The organism is Shewanella sp. MBTL60-007, from assembly GCF_019654915.1.
GTDB lineage: Bacteria > Pseudomonadota > Gammaproteobacteria > Enterobacterales > Shewanellaceae > Shewanella.
The window spans coordinates 38744-57470 of record NZ_BPET01000035.1 but is presented as its reverse complement, the minus strand read 5'-3'; the positions used below and the strand labels follow the sequence as shown (position 1 = coordinate 57470).

14 protein-coding genes are annotated in these 18727 nt (G+C 46.4%); 4 read left to right on the top strand and 10 right to left on the bottom strand.

The features are described from left to right. The 8 genes from K5Q92_RS14255 to K5Q92_RS14220 form a co-directional block, all read right to left on the bottom strand. Positions 1–932, bottom strand: a 932-nt coding sequence (locus K5Q92_RS14255; RefSeq protein ID WP_220769660.1) for a hypothetical protein, incomplete at its 3' end; no start/stop codon positions are given. 12 nt (positions 933–944) lie between these two features. Continuing rightward, the gene (locus K5Q92_RS14250; RefSeq protein ID WP_220769659.1) at positions 945–2270 is read right to left on the bottom strand and encodes an HlyD family type I secretion periplasmic adaptor subunit; all 1326 of its coding nucleotides are present in this window, start codon (positions 2268–2270) and stop codon (positions 945–947) included. Continuing rightward, complete coding sequence (locus K5Q92_RS14245) at positions 2263–4398, bottom strand: peptidase domain-containing ABC transporter (protein ID WP_220769658.1); 2136 nt, start codon at positions 4396–4398, stop codon at positions 2263–2265. The genes K5Q92_RS14250 and K5Q92_RS14245 overlap by 8 nt, the downstream gene beginning before the upstream one ends. Positions 4399–4403: 5 nt before the next feature. Then, positions 4404–6062: an ABC transporter transmembrane domain-containing protein gene (locus K5Q92_RS14240; protein ID WP_259649582.1), complete on the bottom strand. Its 1659-nt coding sequence runs from the start codon at positions 6060–6062 to the stop codon at positions 4404–4406. A gap of 289 nt (positions 6063–6351) precedes the next feature. Beyond that, positions 6352–7749: a tetrathionate reductase family octaheme c-type cytochrome gene (locus K5Q92_RS14235; RefSeq protein ID WP_220769657.1), complete on the bottom strand. Its 1398-nt coding sequence runs from the start codon at positions 7747–7749 to the stop codon at positions 6352–6354. A 48-nt stretch (positions 7750–7797) separates the two neighbouring features. Next, on the bottom strand, positions 7798–9510 hold the full coding sequence (locus K5Q92_RS14230; RefSeq protein WP_220769656.1) for a DUF3373 domain-containing protein: 1713 nt from the start codon (positions 9508–9510) through the stop codon (positions 7798–7800). Positions 9511–9686: 176 nt separating this feature from the next. Further along, on the bottom strand, positions 9687–10016 hold the full coding sequence (locus tag K5Q92_RS14225) for a c-type cytochrome (protein WP_220769655.1): 330 nt from the start codon (positions 10014–10016) through the stop codon (positions 9687–9689). Positions 10017–10420: 404 nt separating this feature from the next. Then, positions 10421–11140 (bottom strand): SDR family oxidoreductase, encoded by a 720-nt coding sequence (locus K5Q92_RS14220; protein WP_220769654.1) that lies wholly within the window; start codon positions 11138–11140, stop codon positions 10421–10423. A gap of 142 nt (positions 11141–11282) precedes the next feature. Between K5Q92_RS14220 and K5Q92_RS14215 the strand changes: the two genes are divergently transcribed. Together K5Q92_RS14215 and traF are read left to right on the top strand one after the other, a co-directional pair. After that, positions 11283–12197 (top strand): LysR family transcriptional regulator, encoded by a 915-nt coding sequence (locus K5Q92_RS14215; protein ID WP_220769653.1) that lies wholly within the window; start codon positions 11283–11285, stop codon positions 12195–12197. A gap of 198 nt (positions 12198–12395) precedes the next feature. Continuing rightward, complete coding sequence (gene traF, locus K5Q92_RS14210) at positions 12396–13589, top strand: conjugal transfer protein TraF (RefSeq protein WP_220769652.1); 1194 nt, start codon at positions 12396–12398, stop codon at positions 13587–13589. Positions 13590–13598: 9 nt separating this feature from the next. Here traF and K5Q92_RS14205 read toward each other — a convergent pair whose 3' ends face one another. Together K5Q92_RS14205 and metJ are read right to left on the bottom strand one after the other, a co-directional pair. Next, positions 13599–14330, bottom strand: coding sequence for a sulfite exporter TauE/SafE family protein (locus tag K5Q92_RS14205; RefSeq protein WP_220769651.1), 732 nt, complete (start codon positions 14328–14330; stop codon positions 13599–13601). A gap of 155 nt (positions 14331–14485) precedes the next feature. Continuing rightward, complete coding sequence (gene metJ, locus K5Q92_RS14200; RefSeq protein ID WP_028765579.1) at positions 14486–14800, bottom strand: met regulon transcriptional regulator MetJ; 315 nt, start codon at positions 14798–14800, stop codon at positions 14486–14488. Positions 14801–15010: 210 nt separating this feature from the next. On the opposite strand from metJ, the gene metB reads away from it, so the two are divergent. Together metB and K5Q92_RS14190 are read left to right on the top strand one after the other, a co-directional pair. Further along, complete coding sequence (gene metB, locus K5Q92_RS14195; RefSeq protein ID WP_220769650.1) at positions 15011–16171, top strand: cystathionine gamma-synthase; 1161 nt, start codon at positions 15011–15013, stop codon at positions 16169–16171. Between the two features lie 15 nt (positions 16172–16186). Continuing rightward, complete coding sequence (locus K5Q92_RS14190) at positions 16187–18580, top strand: bifunctional aspartate kinase/homoserine dehydrogenase II (protein WP_220769649.1); 2394 nt, start codon at positions 16187–16189, stop codon at positions 18578–18580. The last annotated feature ends 147 nt before the right edge of the window (positions 18581–18727 follow it).

The following is an 18727-nucleotide window of genomic DNA, read 5'->3' as shown; positions in this document are numbered from 1 at the left end:
CCAGTACCTGTTCCAGTACCTGTTCCAGTACCTGTTCCAGTACCTGTTCCAGTACCTGTTCCAGTACCTGTTCCAGTACCTGTTCCAGTACCTGTTCCAGTACCTGTTCCAGTACCTGTTCCAGTACCTGTTCCAGTACCTGTTCCAGTACCTGTTCCAGTACCTGTTCCAGTACCTGTTCCAGTACCTGTTCCAGTACCTGTTCCAGTACCTGTTCCAGTACCTGTTCCAGTACTTGTTCCAGTACTTGTTCCAGTTCCTGCCGTTAAGAGCACGGTTGTCTCCGTGGTGCCCGGCAAAATATCGGGAGTGTGCGGTGGTGTGGTGGGTGCAAGTTGAGAATGATGTAGCTGTAAAGCTACAGTAAAATGCGGCTGCTGATGTTCATTGGCACTAAAGGTCAGAGCTTGGTCTAAGTTAGTTAGCCCCGGCGCTTGTGCGTTTTCATTACGGAAATTAGTCCCTGAAGCTAAGCCTGTTGTTTCGGTCGAGCCCGTTGGTCTAGCTGCTTTATTGTCTGTTGTTTGTTCAGTTTGCGAGATTTGATTTTCTGAACCACTTTCGGGGTCAGTAACATTGTTTGTTTTGGTTGTAGTGCTATTGCTGTTGAGGTTAGCTAACGTCTGATTATCTTGTTCAAGGTTGGTTGCAGTATCTATGTTATCAGCAGTATCTGTACTAGAACGATCAAGCGTATCTGTTGAGGCGTTGGCTTGAGTTGACCATGATTTATCGGCAACCAGATCTTTATTGCCTATTTGAGCAGTTTTATCACTGTCTCTAAACTCTTTTGCTTTTAGACGCTTGGCATCTTTATCCAGTTGCTTTGCTTTTTGAGCTGATTGTTGCAGCCGTTTTTTCTGTTCAATCTTGTCATTATTTTTATGGTTCGATGGAGAGGATGAATTGTGTTTGTTATCGTCATGACTCATGATTGCCTCTCTTTATCGTTCGCCAAATGCTTCGGTTACGTTGGTGAATACCGGTTTCCAAAGGTATTGAAAGACGGTCTTATCGCCAGTGACAATATCGGCCTCGCCAGTCATGCCGGGGATCAAGTCAAATTGCCCCGGTTTATCTGAAAAGTAAGGCTTATCGATAGAAATTTGCACCTTATAAAACACACCACCTTTTTCATCTGCATCGGTACTTGGGGAGATACGCTTGACGACACCATCTAAAGCCCCATAACGACTGTAGTCGAAGGCATCGATCTTAATTCGAACTGGCTGACCAACACGGACAAAACCAATATCTTTTGGTGAGAGTTTGGCTTCCATTAGTCCCGTTTTGGTCATGGGCACAATCACAGCAACTGTACCGCCGGGCTGGATAACGCTGCCTGACGATGTTGAGGGTATTGATTGGATAATGCCGTCAACGGGGGCTGTGATGGTGTTTTCTGACACCAATGAACCGGAAGACTTAAGTCTAGCGATAATCCCTAATAGCTCAGCTTGGGCTTCGGTACGTTTTTCTCCCACTTCTTTAAGCAAGGTGGCTTGCTTTTGTTTGAGTTGTTGCTCAAGGTTGACGACATTCTTAGCCAATACCTGCTGCTTACTTTCCATGCTTTTTAGTTCCCTCATATAGGCATCGAGCTTTTGCTGTGACTCAAGAATTCTTAACTTAGAAACGGCCTGTTCTTCGATGACTGATGTCATCATTTTTAGGGTTTGTTCAGCAGTTTTTATCTGGTCACTTAATGGCGGGATCTCAGCTTTTAAACCATCGAGTTCTGCTTGAGATTTAGCAATATCGGATTCAGATAGCTGCGCCATAGCTATACGCTCTTCGTTCATCCGCGTTAAAGAGGCAGTATGCAATTTGACTAACTGCGGATATTCAGAGGAAAACTCATTAAAGTCGGGGGCCCGCTCATTAATAAATGCATCATAGCGTTCGATTCTTAACAGCAGATTTGCTCGCTTGCTGGCGAGCTCCTCTTCTGCTGATTGGCTGTCGATAGCAACAAAACTTGCGAGGACATCGCCTGCTTTAACTACGTCTCCCTCTTCTACCTCTACTGAGGCTATGGTGCCTCCAGTACGGCTTTGAATAATTTGTCTATGTCCGAGAGGAACGATTTGGCCCTTAGATTTTGAGACCTCTTCCACCTGAGTAAAGATGGACCAAAGCAGCATGATGAGCACTGAGCCAGTGATCAAGTATATGATACGCTTAATCAACTTGCGTTCGGTTGGTGCCTCAATTGCATCGGTAAACTCATGTTCTGGGTAGACTCTATTTGCCAATTGACGATTATCCATTTTGGGTATTCTCCTCAGAGTCTGTGGTGGCCTTATTTTGTGATTGCTCAGGAATAGGACCTGCGTAAACTACTGCACCTTTATCAAGAATAATGACCTTATCAGCTTGCTGAATAAGCTCTTGATCATGGCTGGTAAATAGCACTGTTGCTTTGCCTTTTAATGCGCTAAACGTGTTGAGTAGTGCAGCTTTAGCCGCAGGATTTCGATTGGCGATGGGCTCATCTAGAATCACTAAGGTTGACTGCTTAAGTAGAGCGCGAGCTAAGCTGATATAACTGCCCTCAACGGCAGATAGAAGCGTATGTCCACGATTAAATAGGTTTATGTTTAAGTCATTATTGAGGGCATTAAAGAGTGAGTGTCCTCCTGCAGCGTGCAGGGCCTGAATGAGTTCATCATCGCTGGCATCGGGCTTTGCTATCCTTAAGTTTTCAGCCAAGCTGCCGGGGAAGAGATCCGGCTCTGCAGGGCAAAATGCAGCCCACTGTCGAAACACTTCTGGATCGTATTGTTTTAGGTTTTTATTGTTAACTGTGACATAGCCTGCCTGCGCTTCTACTACCCCCATTGCCGCTAATAGCAGGGAGGTTTTACCGCAGGCGTTAGGACCAATAATAGCGACATTCTCACCTGGCTCGATTTCTGCTGAGACGCCTGACAAGGCAGGCTCAGTATCGGCACTATATCTTAAGGTCACATGTTGAAAACTTATTGCGGGTGGGCACTCAGTTATGGGGGTATCGAGCCTAAGCTCACTGTTTTCAGTTCCTGCCTGCATAAAGCGGTCAAACTGTTTAATGGCCGAGTCCATCATGGTTAACTTTTGACTGGATGAAAACGCAAGCTGGGCAGGCCCAGTAATACGCCAAATCAACATGACACAGGCTATGAGCGCGCCTGGGCTAATACTCTGATTTAAGACTAGGAATATGCCGCTAAATACAGTGACAAGCGCCGTTAATAAGCCCATGGCATGGGCGATGGCGGCGTTGAGGCCATTGCGTTTGGCATATAAAAAGTTCTGACGACAGTTTTCTTTACACTGGCGAGCAAACTTGCTGTACCAGCCATCGGTTTCACCGCTGCTTTTCAGCTGTAGCAGATTCTTAGCCAGTTCATTAATGGAATTTTGATAATCACTGCTGATAGTGGGAGAGGCGGATTGCGCATATTTATTAACAGCTTTCATGACCAAATAAAACAGTAATAGCATCACAATCGGCACGATAACTAACCAGCCACTTAATAGAGCAATGGTGGCAAACGCAATAAGGGTGAAGGGGAGATCAACTAGTCCTGCTCCCCCTGGGCCAGAAAGCAAAGTACGGACTTTTTCTGCGTTACGCATTCTGGCCATATGGTTAGAGATCCCAACCCGTGATAACACCATTAAAGGCATGCTGAGTAGACGGCGGAAAGTTAAGTTAGACAAGTCGCGGGCGAAACGATTACTGGTGCTCGCTAGAACATTAGCACGGGTTAATCGGCTCGCGATTAAAACAGCTAATGCTAATGCTGCACCAAGTGCGATATTGGGTAGTACATTAGGCGCTTGCCCACCAATGACTTTGTCATACACCGCCATGGTAAATAAAGGCACGGCAAGTCCAGTGATGCTCGACAGTAAACTGAGCCAAAATACCGGACGATACCATTTAGTGCGTTTAGCTAAGTGTGAGCTAAATGCGCGAATATTTTGTTTACTACTAGGCAAGCTTTCAATGACAAACAGATGGCTAGATGCCGGGATATCTTCAAACTTAATCGCTCGCCATTGACCACAGGCTCTATCGAATGACTCGAGTGCTTCGTTACGCCGTTGAACAATAAATGCTTCAGCCTTTTTAGGTACAACGATAAATGGGTGTATTGATTGCATTATCGCCTGTTTATGGTGCTTAACAACCGAAAACCCTATGTGGTGCTTTGTTAATAAATTCGCTAATTGAGCGGTATCAATGTCGCTATCATTGGCATCATTTTGTAAGTTGGTGGCTTGGGCAAATAACCCCAATTGCTGAAGGAGTGCAATTAGCAATGGCTTTAATTCTGCGCCCCCAGTAGCCTGATTGTGTGGATGAGTTTCTGAGTCAGATAGAGAATGAATATTGGCTGTATTTGTCATGGTACTCATCCTTGCTCTGATTGATTAACTAGTACTTCTGCTTCGCCATTAGCTGTGATATTGACCTGTAAGTCGCTGATTTGCGCTAGCGCACTAAAATGTGATGCACAAAGTATGGTGCTGCGCCCTCGATATTGTTTAATGAGGCTGATAACTCGGGCTTGAGAGTCAGCGTCTAGGGATATCATGGGTTCATCAAGGAGTAATATTGACGGCGACTGCACCAGTGCACGCACAATAGCGATGAGTTTTATTGCGCCCTTGTTGAGCATTTGACTGTCACTCACTCCCACTTCCGTTTGGTAGCCTGAGGGCAGTTTAGCGATACTCATTGTTAGACCGATACGCTCGGCTATCTCCATTGCCAGCGCCTCTTTTTCGGGCCTGAACATGGTCATGTTCTCTAATAAGCTTCCTGCAAACAGTGTTGGCCAAGGTGGAACATAAGTGACTGACTGGCGATATTCATTGGCGTTGTGTTCGAGTTGGGCTATGCCATCGATATAAATGGTTCCCTGTTCTAAATGATGAAATGCACCAACGACACTCAATAGTAGGCTAGCGTGTGTTAGTGGATCAGAGGTCACTGTCACTAAACTGCCAGCAGGGATTTCAAGATTAAAGTGATTAATTCTTGCTCCTACCTGCTGACTGGCGGCTGCCTCAAACTTAATTGGGCCAAGGGGCAGTTTTTGCTGGTATTGCTTACTGCCTTTAAATGATTCTCGAGGAAGTTGAGCTAGGGTTTCAACGTGAGACATGGCCGTTTTTGCCTGAGCAAGGCGGGACCGTAGGCTGATAATGGCGCTTAGCGGTGCAATAGCACGGCCTGCTAAAATGGAGCAGGCAGCCAACCCACCCGTTGTTAACGTACCGTTTAGCACTTCTAGGCAGCCAATTAGCACAATCAGTAATGTTGTTCCTTGGGAGGCACCTTGGATTAACTCTTGTAATTTTGACGACAGCCAGTCGACTTGTTGTTGCTGAGCGAGACGGCGGTAATTGATTTCGCTGTAGCTCGATGCCAAACGGCTTTCCATGGCTAATGCTTTTGCTGTGGTGAGTCCAGATAAGACTAAAATCAGCATTCGCGAACGTTCGCTATCCGTGATTGCGAGATCTTGAGTGGCTTGGGTTAATTTTTTACCGATAAAATAAACCAGCCCGCCGATTAACCCCCAAACCGCAATCGGTATAAAGACCAGTGGGCCACCGATGTAGGCAACTAAGCTTAGGAATATCAATACAAAAGGGAAGTCCATGAGTGCGACTAAGGCTTGACCCGAATATATCTCGCGCATTGCGGCAATGCTGGCTAAACCACTAGAAACTTTACCTGTGCCAAGTGCTTCTACATGATGGTAGTCCGATTGCATCAGCGCACTGACTACCCGAGTGGTCGTTTTTAGTTCGAAGTTGGCGGCCGATGATGCTAAGACCCAGCTGCGGGCGAAACGTAATAGCAGTTCTAATAAAATGGCTACTGCTACGGCGGAGGCGAGCACGCTTGCGGTGCCATATCCTTGGTTAGGTAGTATTCGATCGTATATCTGCAGTAGAGTAAAGGGGAGGGCAAGGGAGAGTAGGTTGATAAATGTTGAGGAAAGAAACAATTCAGCCCAAGCGCGATTGTTATTTATTAAACTGAAGTTATCTCTCATCATTTGTATCATCCTTAAATACTTTTGAAAGCATGTCTAAAGAATAGAGTATGTACAAAAAATGGCCATGTAAAAACAGCGTGTTAACTTATTTGTTGAATTAGGCGGGGAATTTGCTCTTGAGACAAGCAAAGCGTGTGGTGCCATGCTCGTAAGGGAACATAAAAAGCGTCAGCCTGCTATGAGCATGGCTGACGAATTGCCTTGCTAAGGAGAGGTAGCAAGGCTAGTTGGTGGGATGACTGTTTCTAATCTTTATTTGAATTTTTATTTCAGTGATATTTAAATTATGTCACTTTGTGTGTCTTTGTCCCCCTTTAACCTTCATGGGATCGCCCTCATAACCAAGGGCTTGCCAGTCGAGTCGGCCTTGTTGGCTGTGACAATCTTTACACTTTAGGGCGTCCTCTTTCGGGGAAACCATATGGTTGATTGGCCACCACATCTCGGTTGCGGCAAAACCATATTCACCACTGTATTTGATCCCTTTATCGACCATATTTTGATTTTGTTCCATACCGAGTCGAGCGGCTTTATCCCAGTCAAAGGTCTTCCAATAGCCACCTTTACCAAACACTTTTGGGGTGATGAAGATATTTAACTTCTTGTCATAAATTTGTTTGCCCGTATGTACCTTGAAAGGAGTGATTTTGGCATGGGGATCATTAATATCACCTAAGGGGTGGGTTAGCTTAGTGACTGAATTTGCCTGCATCTTATCGCCAGCCATATAGGCATCGGCTTTGCCGTTATACCAAGCGTATTGAGGTTTTACATTCTTAGCCCAGACGAAGTCGCCCTTCTTCTTCATGTAGCTGTGCTTGCCATACTCATCGGTAGTCTGTTCGCGGTTTGAACCTGCTGTAGACCAGTCCCAGCTCATCTTGGTTGGCTCATTTTTCGCAAACTCTGGAATATGACAGGTTTGGCAAGCTACCGCTTGACCATGGTCATTGAGTTTCTGCTTCTTATGGGGCGCACTATCATGACAGTTGATGCAGCCAATAGGGTTGTCACCGCCAGGAGAGACGCCCATGGCATTCCCCGTGATCTGATGATCTTTAGTGGTGTGGCATTCCTGACACTGGAAGTCATTACCGTCGACATCCATATGTACATCGGTGCGTTTGTCGGGGTAGGACATCGAAGAATCGAGATCGCCATGTTTGACGCCATCACCGCCGCCACCGTAGAAGTGACAGGTACCGCAGTTGTCTCGCACCGGGGTGCCGACATTTTTGGCGACCCGTTCAAGGTTTACTTTCGCTAAGACTTCGCCAGCGCCAGCGGGATCTTTGACATAAGTGCCTGTGGTATCGTGACAGATGAGGCAGTCCACCTTGGTCATGTCGCTAAAGTCGAAGTTATTATCTTTCCAGCCATAGCCTGCATGACAACTTGTGCAGCGAGGCTCATTGCTAGAGATAGCGACACAGAAGTTATTGATGGTGTTCTTCTTGCCACGTTTAACTGTGCGCCCTGGAAGAGTTTGTTCCAGCTCCCAAGTCCAGTGTGACGATTTCATAAAGTCAGCGGCATGATCTTCATGGCACTCGATACATTGAGTGGTAACTTGTGACCCTGTTGTGAAAGGCCCCTCGATAAACTCACTGTGATCTTGCGCCGCTAAACTGCTATTGCAATACAGCAGCATAGCAACAAGGCTGAGTGTGATTGTTAAGGTTTTCATGGTTAATCCCTCCCTCCTCGGCACCCACCGAGGAGGCTGTTAATTGCGTTAGAAGTTGACGGTGAGAGAGGCGTTGATGTCGAAGGCGGTATCGACCACAGGAAGCATCGAATACGCTGTACCCGCGATGACCTCATCGATATCCTGCGGAGCACCAACGGGAGTACCACTACCGGTATATTCATAGTCGTAGTAAAGGCCCGCTAGCTTGATGAACATACGTGGATTGATATCAAACATGTAATAGGCTTCGCCAACATGACCACGGGTGGCAAGCTTGCTGCCGATAGGGTCATCTTGGGCTTGAGTGAATGGCGTCCAATATTCAGAACCATAGTTATATTCGAAACCAACCTTGCCGTAAGGTGCAGGGATCTGAATACCGACATAGACACCGTAGCCATCTTTAGCATCGCTATCTTCGGCATTAGCGGCCATCATAATAATCTCACTGCCATCGGCATTGAGCTGCGCCTCAAATACTGCATCGCTGAGCATGCCGCCGAACATACCAGCATTGCCGTTGCCTTCGGCGCGAGTCCAGCCGCCGGAAATAAACCATTTCACATCGTTATCTTCCTCACGGGCGAAACCAATACCGCCGAGGAACATGTCGCCGATAACGCCACTGGGTTGTACTCGGGTCTCGAAGTTAAAGTTGCTGAACTTCTGCATATCTTGATACATGGTCGGGGCAAAAATTCCGGCTAGTTGAGTAGGAAAAGCCATTGTTCCCTTAAAGCCATCGTTGACATCTTTGGCTCCAAACAGGGTGAATTGGAGGAAATTTTTACCGTCATTTATCGCATCGATATTGAAGCCACCAAGGTGGGTATCTTTAGTTACTATGTCGCCAAACATCTCGCCGTTGCCCCACTGAGATTCGAAGCCTTGGCCGTAGCAGATGCGAACCACTTGGCCATCGACACCCGTTAGCTCACCGAGTTTGTAGCCTAAGGTTGCACCATCGAAGTTAAAGTTAACTAGGTGACCCGATGGGGTGCCGCCGCGCTTCTCGTTCTCACGGTACTGAGTCGGCGGGCCGTAGGTTGAAGGGCGCCGTCCAATAGAGAGATAGAGCGGTGAACCATTAATGTTCTTCCAGTCGAAATAGGCGCGTTCGACTCTTAGCCAGTCACCAGAGGTGTTACCGCTGTTGGTGCCGTCCATTGTAAATGAGCGCCAAGAGTCGAACACCTGAACGCCTGTTGAGTCGCCCCAGTTTTTATACATAGAGAGTCGGCCTGCAAAGCTGACGTTATCCCACACCTTGGCTTTTAGGTTGAGGCGTAATCTTGTGGTGTAAAAAATATCATTATCAATGTCTTGAACCGTTTTAGGTGCAAGGACATAGGGCATGATCCCTTGCAGTTGTCCGTTTTGAAATGCGGCAGCGAGGTTAGGATCGGCGGCCATCATTTTACCCAGTGGGGAGCTGGGATCATTTGGCATGCCAAAATCCCCCGCCATCGCCTTGGCACCGAAATCATTGAAATTAACCTTAATAGCAGGGTTCCAAGTGACATTTCGATAATGTAGTGAGTGGGCCTTGGTACGAAAATCACCAGTTAGCTCGATCCGATCGAGCGCGGTATGGCGTTCGTTTTGATCGACGCGATCATTGAGATCGTCGAGTTCGTTGGTGATATCTTCGAGCTGTTGTTTGAGATCGGCAATTTTTTGAACATCATTTTCGTTTGCATAGATGCTGCCAGAGAAAGCGATAGCATTGGCAACAAGCAATGATATAAGGGTACGCATAATATCTCTCCATTTTGAGTTTTTTGGCTTATTTTCATGCGTTTAAACTCGATGTCATCGTCAGGGGACTAGGTTGGGCGGCTGTTTTTAGGCAGCATGAAGCCCTGAGGTAACTCCCCATTTTTATTTATTTGTTGGTTAAAATATTTTTAAGCAGTAGTGCCGCTTAACCGGTGTTAGCCACAAGTTTGAGGCTGATCAGAGTCTGCGGCATGGTCATAGAGAAACTGCTGAATATCTTTTAGATCTTTTTCAGATAAAGCATTAAAGGCTTCTTGATCGCCTTTATGCTTCATACGCTTAAAAAAGCGATCCCATTGGCTCATGGTTTTGCTCATTGGGGTGATCTCGCCTCCTACCGCGTCTTGACTATGGCAAGCCTTACACTCTTTTTTATAAAGATGTTTGCCTTTCTTGGGGTTACCGCCATCGGCGGCTTGAGCTTGTAGCCCTACAGACAATGCTAGCGTCAGGCCAATACCGATTTTTGTGATAGTTTTCATCATCAATTCCTTACTCTTTTTGTATAGTATTACGCCGTCCTTTGCGGGTTAGCAGAGTGTTCCAAAAATGCTTCTGCCTTGTTATTAAAGTTAGCAAGGTGGACTGGTTTAATTGTTGAGCTTGATCATATTCATGATAAAAATCTAATTGATATAAATATCATTGAATAAAATCTAATTGAGTACTTTTCGATGATTTATTCTGTTGATTAAATTGGATTTTATTTGTTGCTGGTGGTTTTTTAATTGCAAAGTGGGCTATTTTTGTTGCAGATCTAGATCACACTTCTGATTTTTAACTATTACTAAAGTGATATGAGAGGGTTGATTTTTGGTAAACAAAAAGCCCTGTCAGCATAGCTGAAAGGGCCTTGATGAACAGGTGAAGCTGTGGCAATTAACTGAGCTTATGGCTCTTGACGCGTTGCCGCTAATACGATTTCACGTACACATACACTTTGTGGTTGCTCAAAGGCAAACAGTGCTGCTTCGGCAATGGTTTCTGGTGCAATGACACCGCCCATATGCTGTTTCCAATCTTCATAACCCGCCTTGATATCATCGTTAGTGGTGTGGCTCAGTAGTTCAGTTTCTACGGCACCTGGCGCGATTGTGATCATGCGTACATCATCCATCGCCACCTCTTCACGAATGTTCTCGGTCAATGCATGTACTGCAAACTTGGTTGCGCAGTACGCAGAGTGGTTCGGGAAAGTCTTGCGGCCTGCGATTGAGCTGACGTTGATGATTGTACCCGTCTTGCGCGCTTTCATATCGGCAAGTACAGCGTGAATACCGTTTAGTACGCCCATCACATTGATGTTTAGCATACGGCTCCACTCTGCAGGATCTTGAACATCTGCGGCGCCGAGTAACATTACACCAGCGTTATTGATTAAGCAGCCAACTGGACCAAACTGTGCTTCAGCGGTAGCAATAGCCGCTTTCATGGCGTCTGCATCGGTCACATCTACACTAACGGCTAGGCAGTTATCTAAGCCTAGTGCTTGCATAGGCTCAATGCGACGTGCCAATAGCAGTAGTGGGTGGCCTTTTGCGCTGAAAGCTTTCGCCATCGCCGCGCCAATACCAGAAGATGCACCTGTAATAACGATTAGTTGTTTCATATCAGCCTCAAATAAGGGGGTCTTTGTTGGTAAGTATTCTAACCAAGCTAATATTGTTGATATATAATCTACAGAGAATATGATTGTTTACATATAACTCCTAATCTACCTCTGTTTATTAAGCCAAAACGAGTTTCTATTTATGTACCAAGACCTAAATTTAGCAGATGTACGGGCTTTTACCGTGATTGCGGAAAAGGGCAGTTTTACCCTTGCTGCCGAAAAGCTCGGTTGTTCTCGCTCGCACCTTTCTAAACAGTTGACTCAGTTAGAACGCTACTTAGGGGTCACCCTGATCACTCGCACGACTAGGGCGCAACGGTTAACTGAGCAAGGCATGTTTTTTTATGAACGCTGTCGACACGCATTAGATATCATGGAGCAAGCAGTCGCAAAAACCGTTGATGATGCCCATAACCTGCAGGGGAAGATTAATATCAACTGTGTTGGGGGCTATATCGGTGAGGAGATCGTTAATCAACTGGTTAACGACTTTATGACTCTGCACCCTAATATTCAAATTCATCTCGACTTTAGCAGTCAGCGAGTTGATTTGGTGCTCGATGAGTTTGATCTCGTCTTTAGGATGGGTGAGCTTGAGGACTCAGGTTTAGTGGCCAGAAAGCTGATGGATATTGCCAATTGTACCTTGGCATCGCCAGGTTATATCACCAGGCATGGAAGACCGGAGCATCCAAAAGATCTTAAGCATCACGCCTGTGTTACGGGGTCAGTTTACCACTGGAACTATCATCGTCGTTCCGATAAAACCCAGAAGACCGAGGTTACCATCACGGGGGCCTTGCTATGTAAGAATGGCAGAGTGATGAAAAGTAGTGCCTTGGCGGGAAATGGTATTGTACGTCTGCCGGAGATCTACTGCAGTGCAGAGCTTAACGCTGGTACCTTGGTGCACCTGTTTGATGATTGGACTATCTCCGATACACCACTCTATCTGCTCTATAACAGAGATCAATATCAGCCAGCTAGGCTGAAGCAGTTTATTGATTTTGCCACGCAAAACTTTATGAAATATGTTGAATTGCCAGATGCTTAAATAGCGGTTCGCTTCAGGCTGCATCGGTTTTTGTTATCAATCTTTTGAACTAATTGCTATGAAAGTGTGTGTTTAGTGTTAAGTTTGCCTCCGTTTTATTCGATTTTGTCTTAGAATACTTTAAGAACAAAATAACCTTTTTTCGATTTGAGCCGTATTGCCGCTTAGAACGTTAAGGACATAAAAAGGGTGGAATGGATGAAATTACAGAAAATTGCACTGGCTTGCGCTTTATTTCCCTGCTTTTTGGCTAATGCTGGGCAGGAATATTATGAGGCGCGTAGCGATGCGATGGGCGGTGCAGGCGTGGCGGCTTCAAACAAAGAAGGTGCGGCCTTCGTTAACCCTGCTCTGCTTGCGATTAATGCTCATAAAGACAACTCTACAGTATTGCTACTTCCTGTATTGGGCGTTGATGCGGCCGACAGTGACGATATGATAGATAAGTTCGACTCTTTGATTGATTCTTACGATGCCCTAGAAGCGGCAATTGATGCTGAGAACAGTGACGATATTGCCGAGTTTCGTGACGATCTGGTCGGCGACATCGAGTCTCTTAAAGGCAGTTCAGCTTACGCAAGTGCTGGACTTGGTTTCAGCATTGCCATTCCCTACCAGAGAATGCCGATGGCAATTTTCTATAAGAGCTACGTTAACGCTGTTGGCGTGGCCGACATTGCTCAGTCGGATATCGATACCCTCAATAATCTCGATCCTAACAATCCTCCCGAGGTCAGCGATCTGGACTCTCAGGGGCAAGTAGTTGGCGGGGCAGTATCGGATCTTGGTGTTGCCTTAAGTTTCCCACTATCTATTGTAAATATGCCTATCTCAGTTGGAATATCACCTAAGTTACAGCGAATAGACACTTATAACTATATCGCCAACGCGAATAACTTCGATGCTAGCGATTTTGATGATGCAAAGTATCGCAATGATGAGACTAATTTTAATTTAGATATCGGTGTCGCCATGCAGCCATTCGATGGCTTAACTCTTGGTCTATCAGGGCGAAACCTGATCAGCCAAGAGGTGGATACCATTGAAGTTGAGGGGCAGAAGTTTACTTATAGCGTAGAGCCTCTAGTGACCGCTGGCGTAGCCTATGATTGGAATCGAGTATCGGTAACGACAGATGTAGATCTAATTGAAAACAAAAGGTTTAAAGAGCTAGACGGTACTCAATACTGGCGTCTAGGTGGCGAAGTAAGAGCCTTTGACTGGATGGCATTACGACTCGGTTATCGTCATGATATGAAAGACTCTACCGCTAACCTCTACTCTTTGGGGACTGGCTTTGCGTTTGGTGAATCATTTTTCTTAGATTTTACCGGTATGTTCGGTGATGACAATGCTGTAGGAGGCGTACTGCAAACCTCCTACCATTTCTAGTCGTTACCGTTAGCCGATTAACTCGATAGTCGATTTGATCGTAAGGATTAGCGCACTGACCCCACATAAAGCCAGAGTTAACGCTCTGGTTTTTTGTTTGTCTACTCGGCCAACCAAGCGTCCTGCCACAAGATAGCCCAAGATGACTGACGGCAGTAACATCAAAGAGATATAAAAATGCTCTAGGGTTAGCAGGCCTGCAAGTGCCAAAATGATCAAAGCGATCATCGAACTAAAGATGAAAAAGGCGGAGAGGGCGGCGCGAAATTGCCCTGCATCTTTACCCGATAACAAGATGGCTAGAGGCGGGCCACCAATCGCGGCGATATTGCCGAAGATGCCAGACAATACACCTGCGATAAACAGGCTGAATCGGTTTACTGGAATACTCAGCTTCATTAGGCTCAGGCCAACGGCTAAAGCCACAATTGCGGCAATCGCAAGACCCAAGATCGGCTGTGGCGCAACTAAAATCAGGGTTGCACCTAATATTCCCCCTGGAATGCGGCCCAATAACGCATATTGTAGGCCATTGAACTCGAGCTGGCCTCGTTCCCTAAATAAAGTCAGTAGTGCTATTGAAAAGCCCATCATGATGACGGGGGCCGGAACCAAGCTAGGATCGACGATATAGAGTAGAGGGCTGGCAACAACGGCTAGACCAAACCCAATCAGGCTTTGGGTCAGTGCGCCACAAAAGATAATGAGTGAAGCGAGTAGTAGTGTAACGGGATCTATCATTAGGTATCCAGCCATCTGGGCTAAAGTAGAGCTCAGAGAGTACTCCGTGCTCGGTTTGAACATTGGTGTTTTGTTAGTTTCATTCGGCCAAAAACAGATAAGGACTGCTTAGCAGTCCTTATCTGGAGATCTTGTTTACTGATAATCGATGAAGATTATTCAAGTTCTTCCCACTCAATACCCATCTCATCCATCAAACGCTTAACCTCAGCAGGCATGCTGTCGGGTTTATCTTTGGTAAGATCTTCGTCGTTTGGTAGTGGTTGGCCTGTGTACGCATGTAAGAAGGCTTCACATAGCAGCTCACTATTAGTGGCGTGACGCAAGTTATTTACTTGGCGGCGTGTACGCTCATCGGTAAGCACTTTAAGTACTTTCAAAGGAATGGAGACAGTAATTTTTTTCACTTGCTCATTCTTTTTGCCGTGTTCAGCATAGGGGCTGATATAATCGCCATTCCACTCAGTCATTGACTCACCTGTTATTTCAAAATTCGGGGCAGATTTTAACCCTTTAAATTGTGCAGTCAAATTATTGCCTCTTATTTATGACAATTGCAAATAGATTTCCATATGCATGGACGTCTAAACGTCTAAAATGGTTGACGGCGGGGGAGTGCTTAGGTACATTTAGACGTCCAGACATCTCTTGGCCAAAAAATAATAGCAAAGGAGTAGTACATGACTGAGCGTAAACTCGCCACTGCGGCGGTACGTCAAGGAATTGAGTCCGACAGCCAGCACGGCGCAGTTGTACCACCAATTTATCTTTCTACTAACTACTCTTTTGACGGCCATAAGAATCCAAGAGACTTTGACTATAGTCGCTCAGGTAATCCAACACGTTCCATATTAGGTGATGCAATTGCCGAGTTGGAAAAAGGCGCTACAGGTATCGTCACCTGTACAGGGATGGCGGCAATCACCTTAGCGACGAGCTTGTTAGGACCTGATGATCTGCTTGTCGTGCCCCATGACTGTTATGGAGGCAGCTACCGTCTATTTACCAATTTGGCTAAGAAAGGCCAGTTTAAGTTATTGGTGGTCGATCAAACCGACTCGCAGGCGTTGAATCAAGCGATAGCCCAGAAACCTAAGATGGTTTGGCTGGAGACGCCATCGAACCCGCTGCTGCGTGTGGTTGATATTGAAGCTATCAGCACTGCCAGTCATGAAGTCGGCGCATTGGTGGTTGTCGACAACACTTTCCTCTCGCCAGTACTGCAGCAACCGCTACTATTGGGTGCCGATATAGTGATCCATTCCACTACCAAATATATTAATGGTCACAGTGATGTGGTGGGGGGAGCGGTTGTGGCGAAAGACCCTGAGCTGGGTGAACTGCTGCATTGGTGGTCAAATACGCTAGGACTAACGGGCTCAGCATTTGACAGTTATCTCACTTTGCGCGGAATTCGTACACTTGCAGTACGAATTCGCGAACATCAGGCGAATGCACAGCGAATTCTTGATACCCTTATTAACCATCAGGCTGTGTCCAAGATATACTACCCGGGACTTAAAGAGCATCCGGGTCATGAAATTGCGGCTAAACAGCAAAAGGGCTTTGGTGCCATGTTGAGCTTTGAGCTTAAGGGTGGCGAAGCGCAGTTGGTCGGATTCTTAAAAAATCTTAACTATTTTTCGGTAGCAGAAAGCCTTGGTGGTGTTGAGAGTCTAGTGGCTGTGCCAGCAACTATGACACACAGAGCGATGGAGCCAGAGGCTCGGGCTGAGGCGGGCGTTAATGATACGCTTATCCGACTTTCTGTAGGTATCGAAGATGCCGATGATCTTGTTGCCGATATTGAAGCTGCGCTTAATGCTGCAGCCGCTTGTTAATTAAAGGGGTATACGATGGCACGCTGTCACTTACATAAATTTGGTGGCTCAAGTCTTGCGGATGCAGACTGTTACCGTCGCGTTGCTCATATTCTGCTGACTCACGGTCACAGCGATGATTTAGTTGTGGTCTCTGCGGCAGGTAAAAGCACCAACTTCTTGTATAAGTTACTCGAGTTGAGTACGACTAAACAGCTGTGGCAAGAAGAGCTACAAACACTGATCAGTTTTCAGCAAAATTTGATTGAGCAGTTGCTCTCAAATGAACAGGCTCGCTCCTTAAGAGAGCGCCTCTCTAACGATAAGGCGCAGCTGATCAGTCTGCTATCATTAGAGTCGATTAATGATTATCAGAGTAACCAAGTGGTAAGCTTTGGTGAGCGTTGGTCTGCACGCCTATTGGCGGCGCTACTGCGCGAGTCTGGTGTAGCTGCATCCGATGTCGATGCGCGTACGCTGTTGATCGCCGATGAGGCCGCCGTGCCGCAGATCCGCCTGCAGGAATCTCGCCAGCGCGTTCACACCATGACCGAAACACACCCCAATGAACGCCTCATCATAACGGGTTTTATCTGTGCCAATGAGCGTGGTGATACCTTACTACTTGGGCGTAACGGCTCCGACTTTAGCGCCACCTTGATCGCCAGCTTGGCAGATATCGAGCGTGTGACTATCTGGACCGATGTTGAGGGGGTGTTTAACGCCGATCCGAATAAGATCAATGATGCAAAGCTTCTCAGTAGTCTCTCGTTAGCCGAAGCTAACCGTTTGGCACACTTAGGTTCGCCGGTATTGCATAATCGAACCCTGCAACCCTTGTTTGATACTCAAGTGAGTCTTGCAGTTCGCTCAAGTTACGCCTCCCATACCGACTTTACCTTGATTGCGCCAAAGAGTTCATCCGCGAGTGCGCCGGTTGTCACCAATCTAAGTAGCGTTGCGCTGTTTAACTTTGAGCTTAAGACTGATTTTGGTCAACTTATTGAACTGCTTGAGGAAACTGGGCTAAATCCACTTGCTCACTGGGAGTTGGCTCAGGGCCGTGTTGAGTTAACGGTTACTCTAGAAAACCAGAAGCAGGTATTAGCATTGTTAGATGTTAATCGAGATGCATTAGGTGTGAGTAATATTAAGATCACCGAAGATCTTGGTTTAGTTGCGCTAGTGAGCGCCGATGCCAATTTGTATCGCCGTGGTTTTGCTAGGCTGCTTAGCCGTAACGCTAGACCTCTGTTTAACGATGGCATGAGCTTAGTGACCTTGGTGCCTCAAGGACAGGTGAACCTATTAACCCAGAAAGTGCATCGTCGCTGCGCAGGACCACGTAAACGTATCGGCGTCTTGTTATTGGGTGTCGGTAATATTGGCGAAGCCTGGGTTGAGTTGTTTAGCAACGCTAAGGCGGCTTTAAACAAAGAGCTTGAGGCTAGCGTCGAGTTAGTCGGTTTGGTGAGCTCGCGTAAAGCGCTGATTAGCGATGAAGGCATTGAGCTAGACTCTTGGAAGCAAGCCTTCGAACAGCACGCGACGCCTTGGCAGTACAGCCATTTATTTGAAGAGTTGCATGATTTAGAGTGTGATGAAGTGATTGCGCTGGATATCAGTGCCAGTGCCGATCTGACTCTGCAGTATCCAGAGTTTTTTGCTCGTGGTATTCACGTTGTTAGTGCAAACAAGTTAGCGGGTTCAGGGCCGTTAACTTTCTATCGCGAATTGAAGCAGCAGCTGGACAACCGTCGTCTGTTTTGGCGCTATAACGCCAGTTGTGGGGCTGGTTTACCAGTACAGCATGCGTTGAACGATCTGCATAATAGCGGCGACAGTATTGAGGCGGTTGGCGGGATTTTCTCCGGTACTCTGTGTTGGTTATTTGAAAACTTCGATGGGAAAAAGCCTTTCTCTGAGCTCGTTATCGAAGCCAGGGGCTTAGGGATCACCGAGCCGGATCCTAGAGACGATCTATCTGGTCGAGATATGCAGCGTAAGCTACTTATCCTCGCCCGTGAGATCGGCTTTGAGATTGAGCTTGAAGACATTGAGCTTAAATCTTTGGTTCCCGCTCACCTTGCAGAATTGTCACTAGAGCAGTTTTTAGCGCGTATTGGTGATCTCGATGCCGATATGCAACAGCAGTTTGTGGCTGCCGCCGAGCAGGATAAGGTGCTGAGGTATGTCGCCTCTTTAGATAAGGTCGATGGTAAGCTGAAGGCTGAGGTTGGGATCCAGTGGGTCGATATTTCTCACCCTTATGCGAATCTAACACCAGGGGATAACGTGTTTGTGATCCGCAGTGAGTTCTACCAGAACAACCCGTTGATCATCCGCGGACCTGGCGCGGGACGTTTAGTGACTGCAGCGGCCGTACAATCGGACTTAGCTCATATTTGTCGCGATCTACTACAAGAATAATCTTCATTTTTAAAAAAGGGCTCATTTGAGCCCTTTTTTATTTTCAATCCTAGGCCAGCTTTTCCTGAAGCTAGATCTTTTTACTGTCTCAAGAAAAAAATTCAATTGCCTGCTTTTTACTCTTGACTTCAATCTCAGTTTCTCTAG

Coding starts and splice junctions, on each gene's coding strand:
- K5Q92_RS14250 (WP_220769659.1), bottom strand. CDS start 2,270: ATGGATAATCGTCAATTGGCAAATAGAGTCTACCCAGAACATGAGTTT.
- K5Q92_RS14245 (WP_220769658.1), bottom strand. CDS start 4,398: ATGACAAATACAGCCAATATTCATTCTCTATCTGACTCAGAAACTCAT.
- K5Q92_RS14240 (WP_259649582.1), bottom strand. CDS start 6,062: ATGATGAGAGATAACTTCAGTTTAATAAATAACAATCGCGCTTGGGCT.
- K5Q92_RS14235 (WP_220769657.1), bottom strand. CDS start 7,749: ATGAAAACCTTAACAATCACACTCAGCCTTGTTGCTATGCTGCTGTAT.
- K5Q92_RS14230 (WP_220769656.1), bottom strand. CDS start 9,510: ATGCGTACCCTTATATCATTGCTTGTTGCCAATGCTATCGCTTTCTCT.
- K5Q92_RS14225 (WP_220769655.1), bottom strand. CDS start 10,016: ATGATGAAAACTATCACAAAAATCGGTATTGGCCTGACGCTAGCATTG.
- K5Q92_RS14220 (WP_220769654.1), bottom strand. CDS start 11,140: ATGAAACAACTAATCGTTATTACAGGTGCATCTTCTGGTATTGGCGCG.
- K5Q92_RS14215 (WP_220769653.1), top strand. CDS start 11,283: ATGTACCAAGACCTAAATTTAGCAGATGTACGGGCTTTTACCGTGATT.
- traF (WP_220769652.1), top strand. CDS start 12,396: ATGAAATTACAGAAAATTGCACTGGCTTGCGCTTTATTTCCCTGCTTT.
- K5Q92_RS14205 (WP_220769651.1), bottom strand. CDS start 14,330: ATGATAGATCCCGTTACACTACTACTCGCTTCACTCATTATCTTTTGT.
- metJ (WP_028765579.1), bottom strand. CDS start 14,800: ATGACTGAGTGGAATGGCGATTATATCAGCCCCTATGCTGAACACGGC.
- metB (WP_220769650.1), top strand. CDS start 15,011: ATGACTGAGCGTAAACTCGCCACTGCGGCGGTACGTCAAGGAATTGAG.
- K5Q92_RS14190 (WP_220769649.1), top strand. CDS start 16,187: ATGGCACGCTGTCACTTACATAAATTTGGTGGCTCAAGTCTTGCGGAT.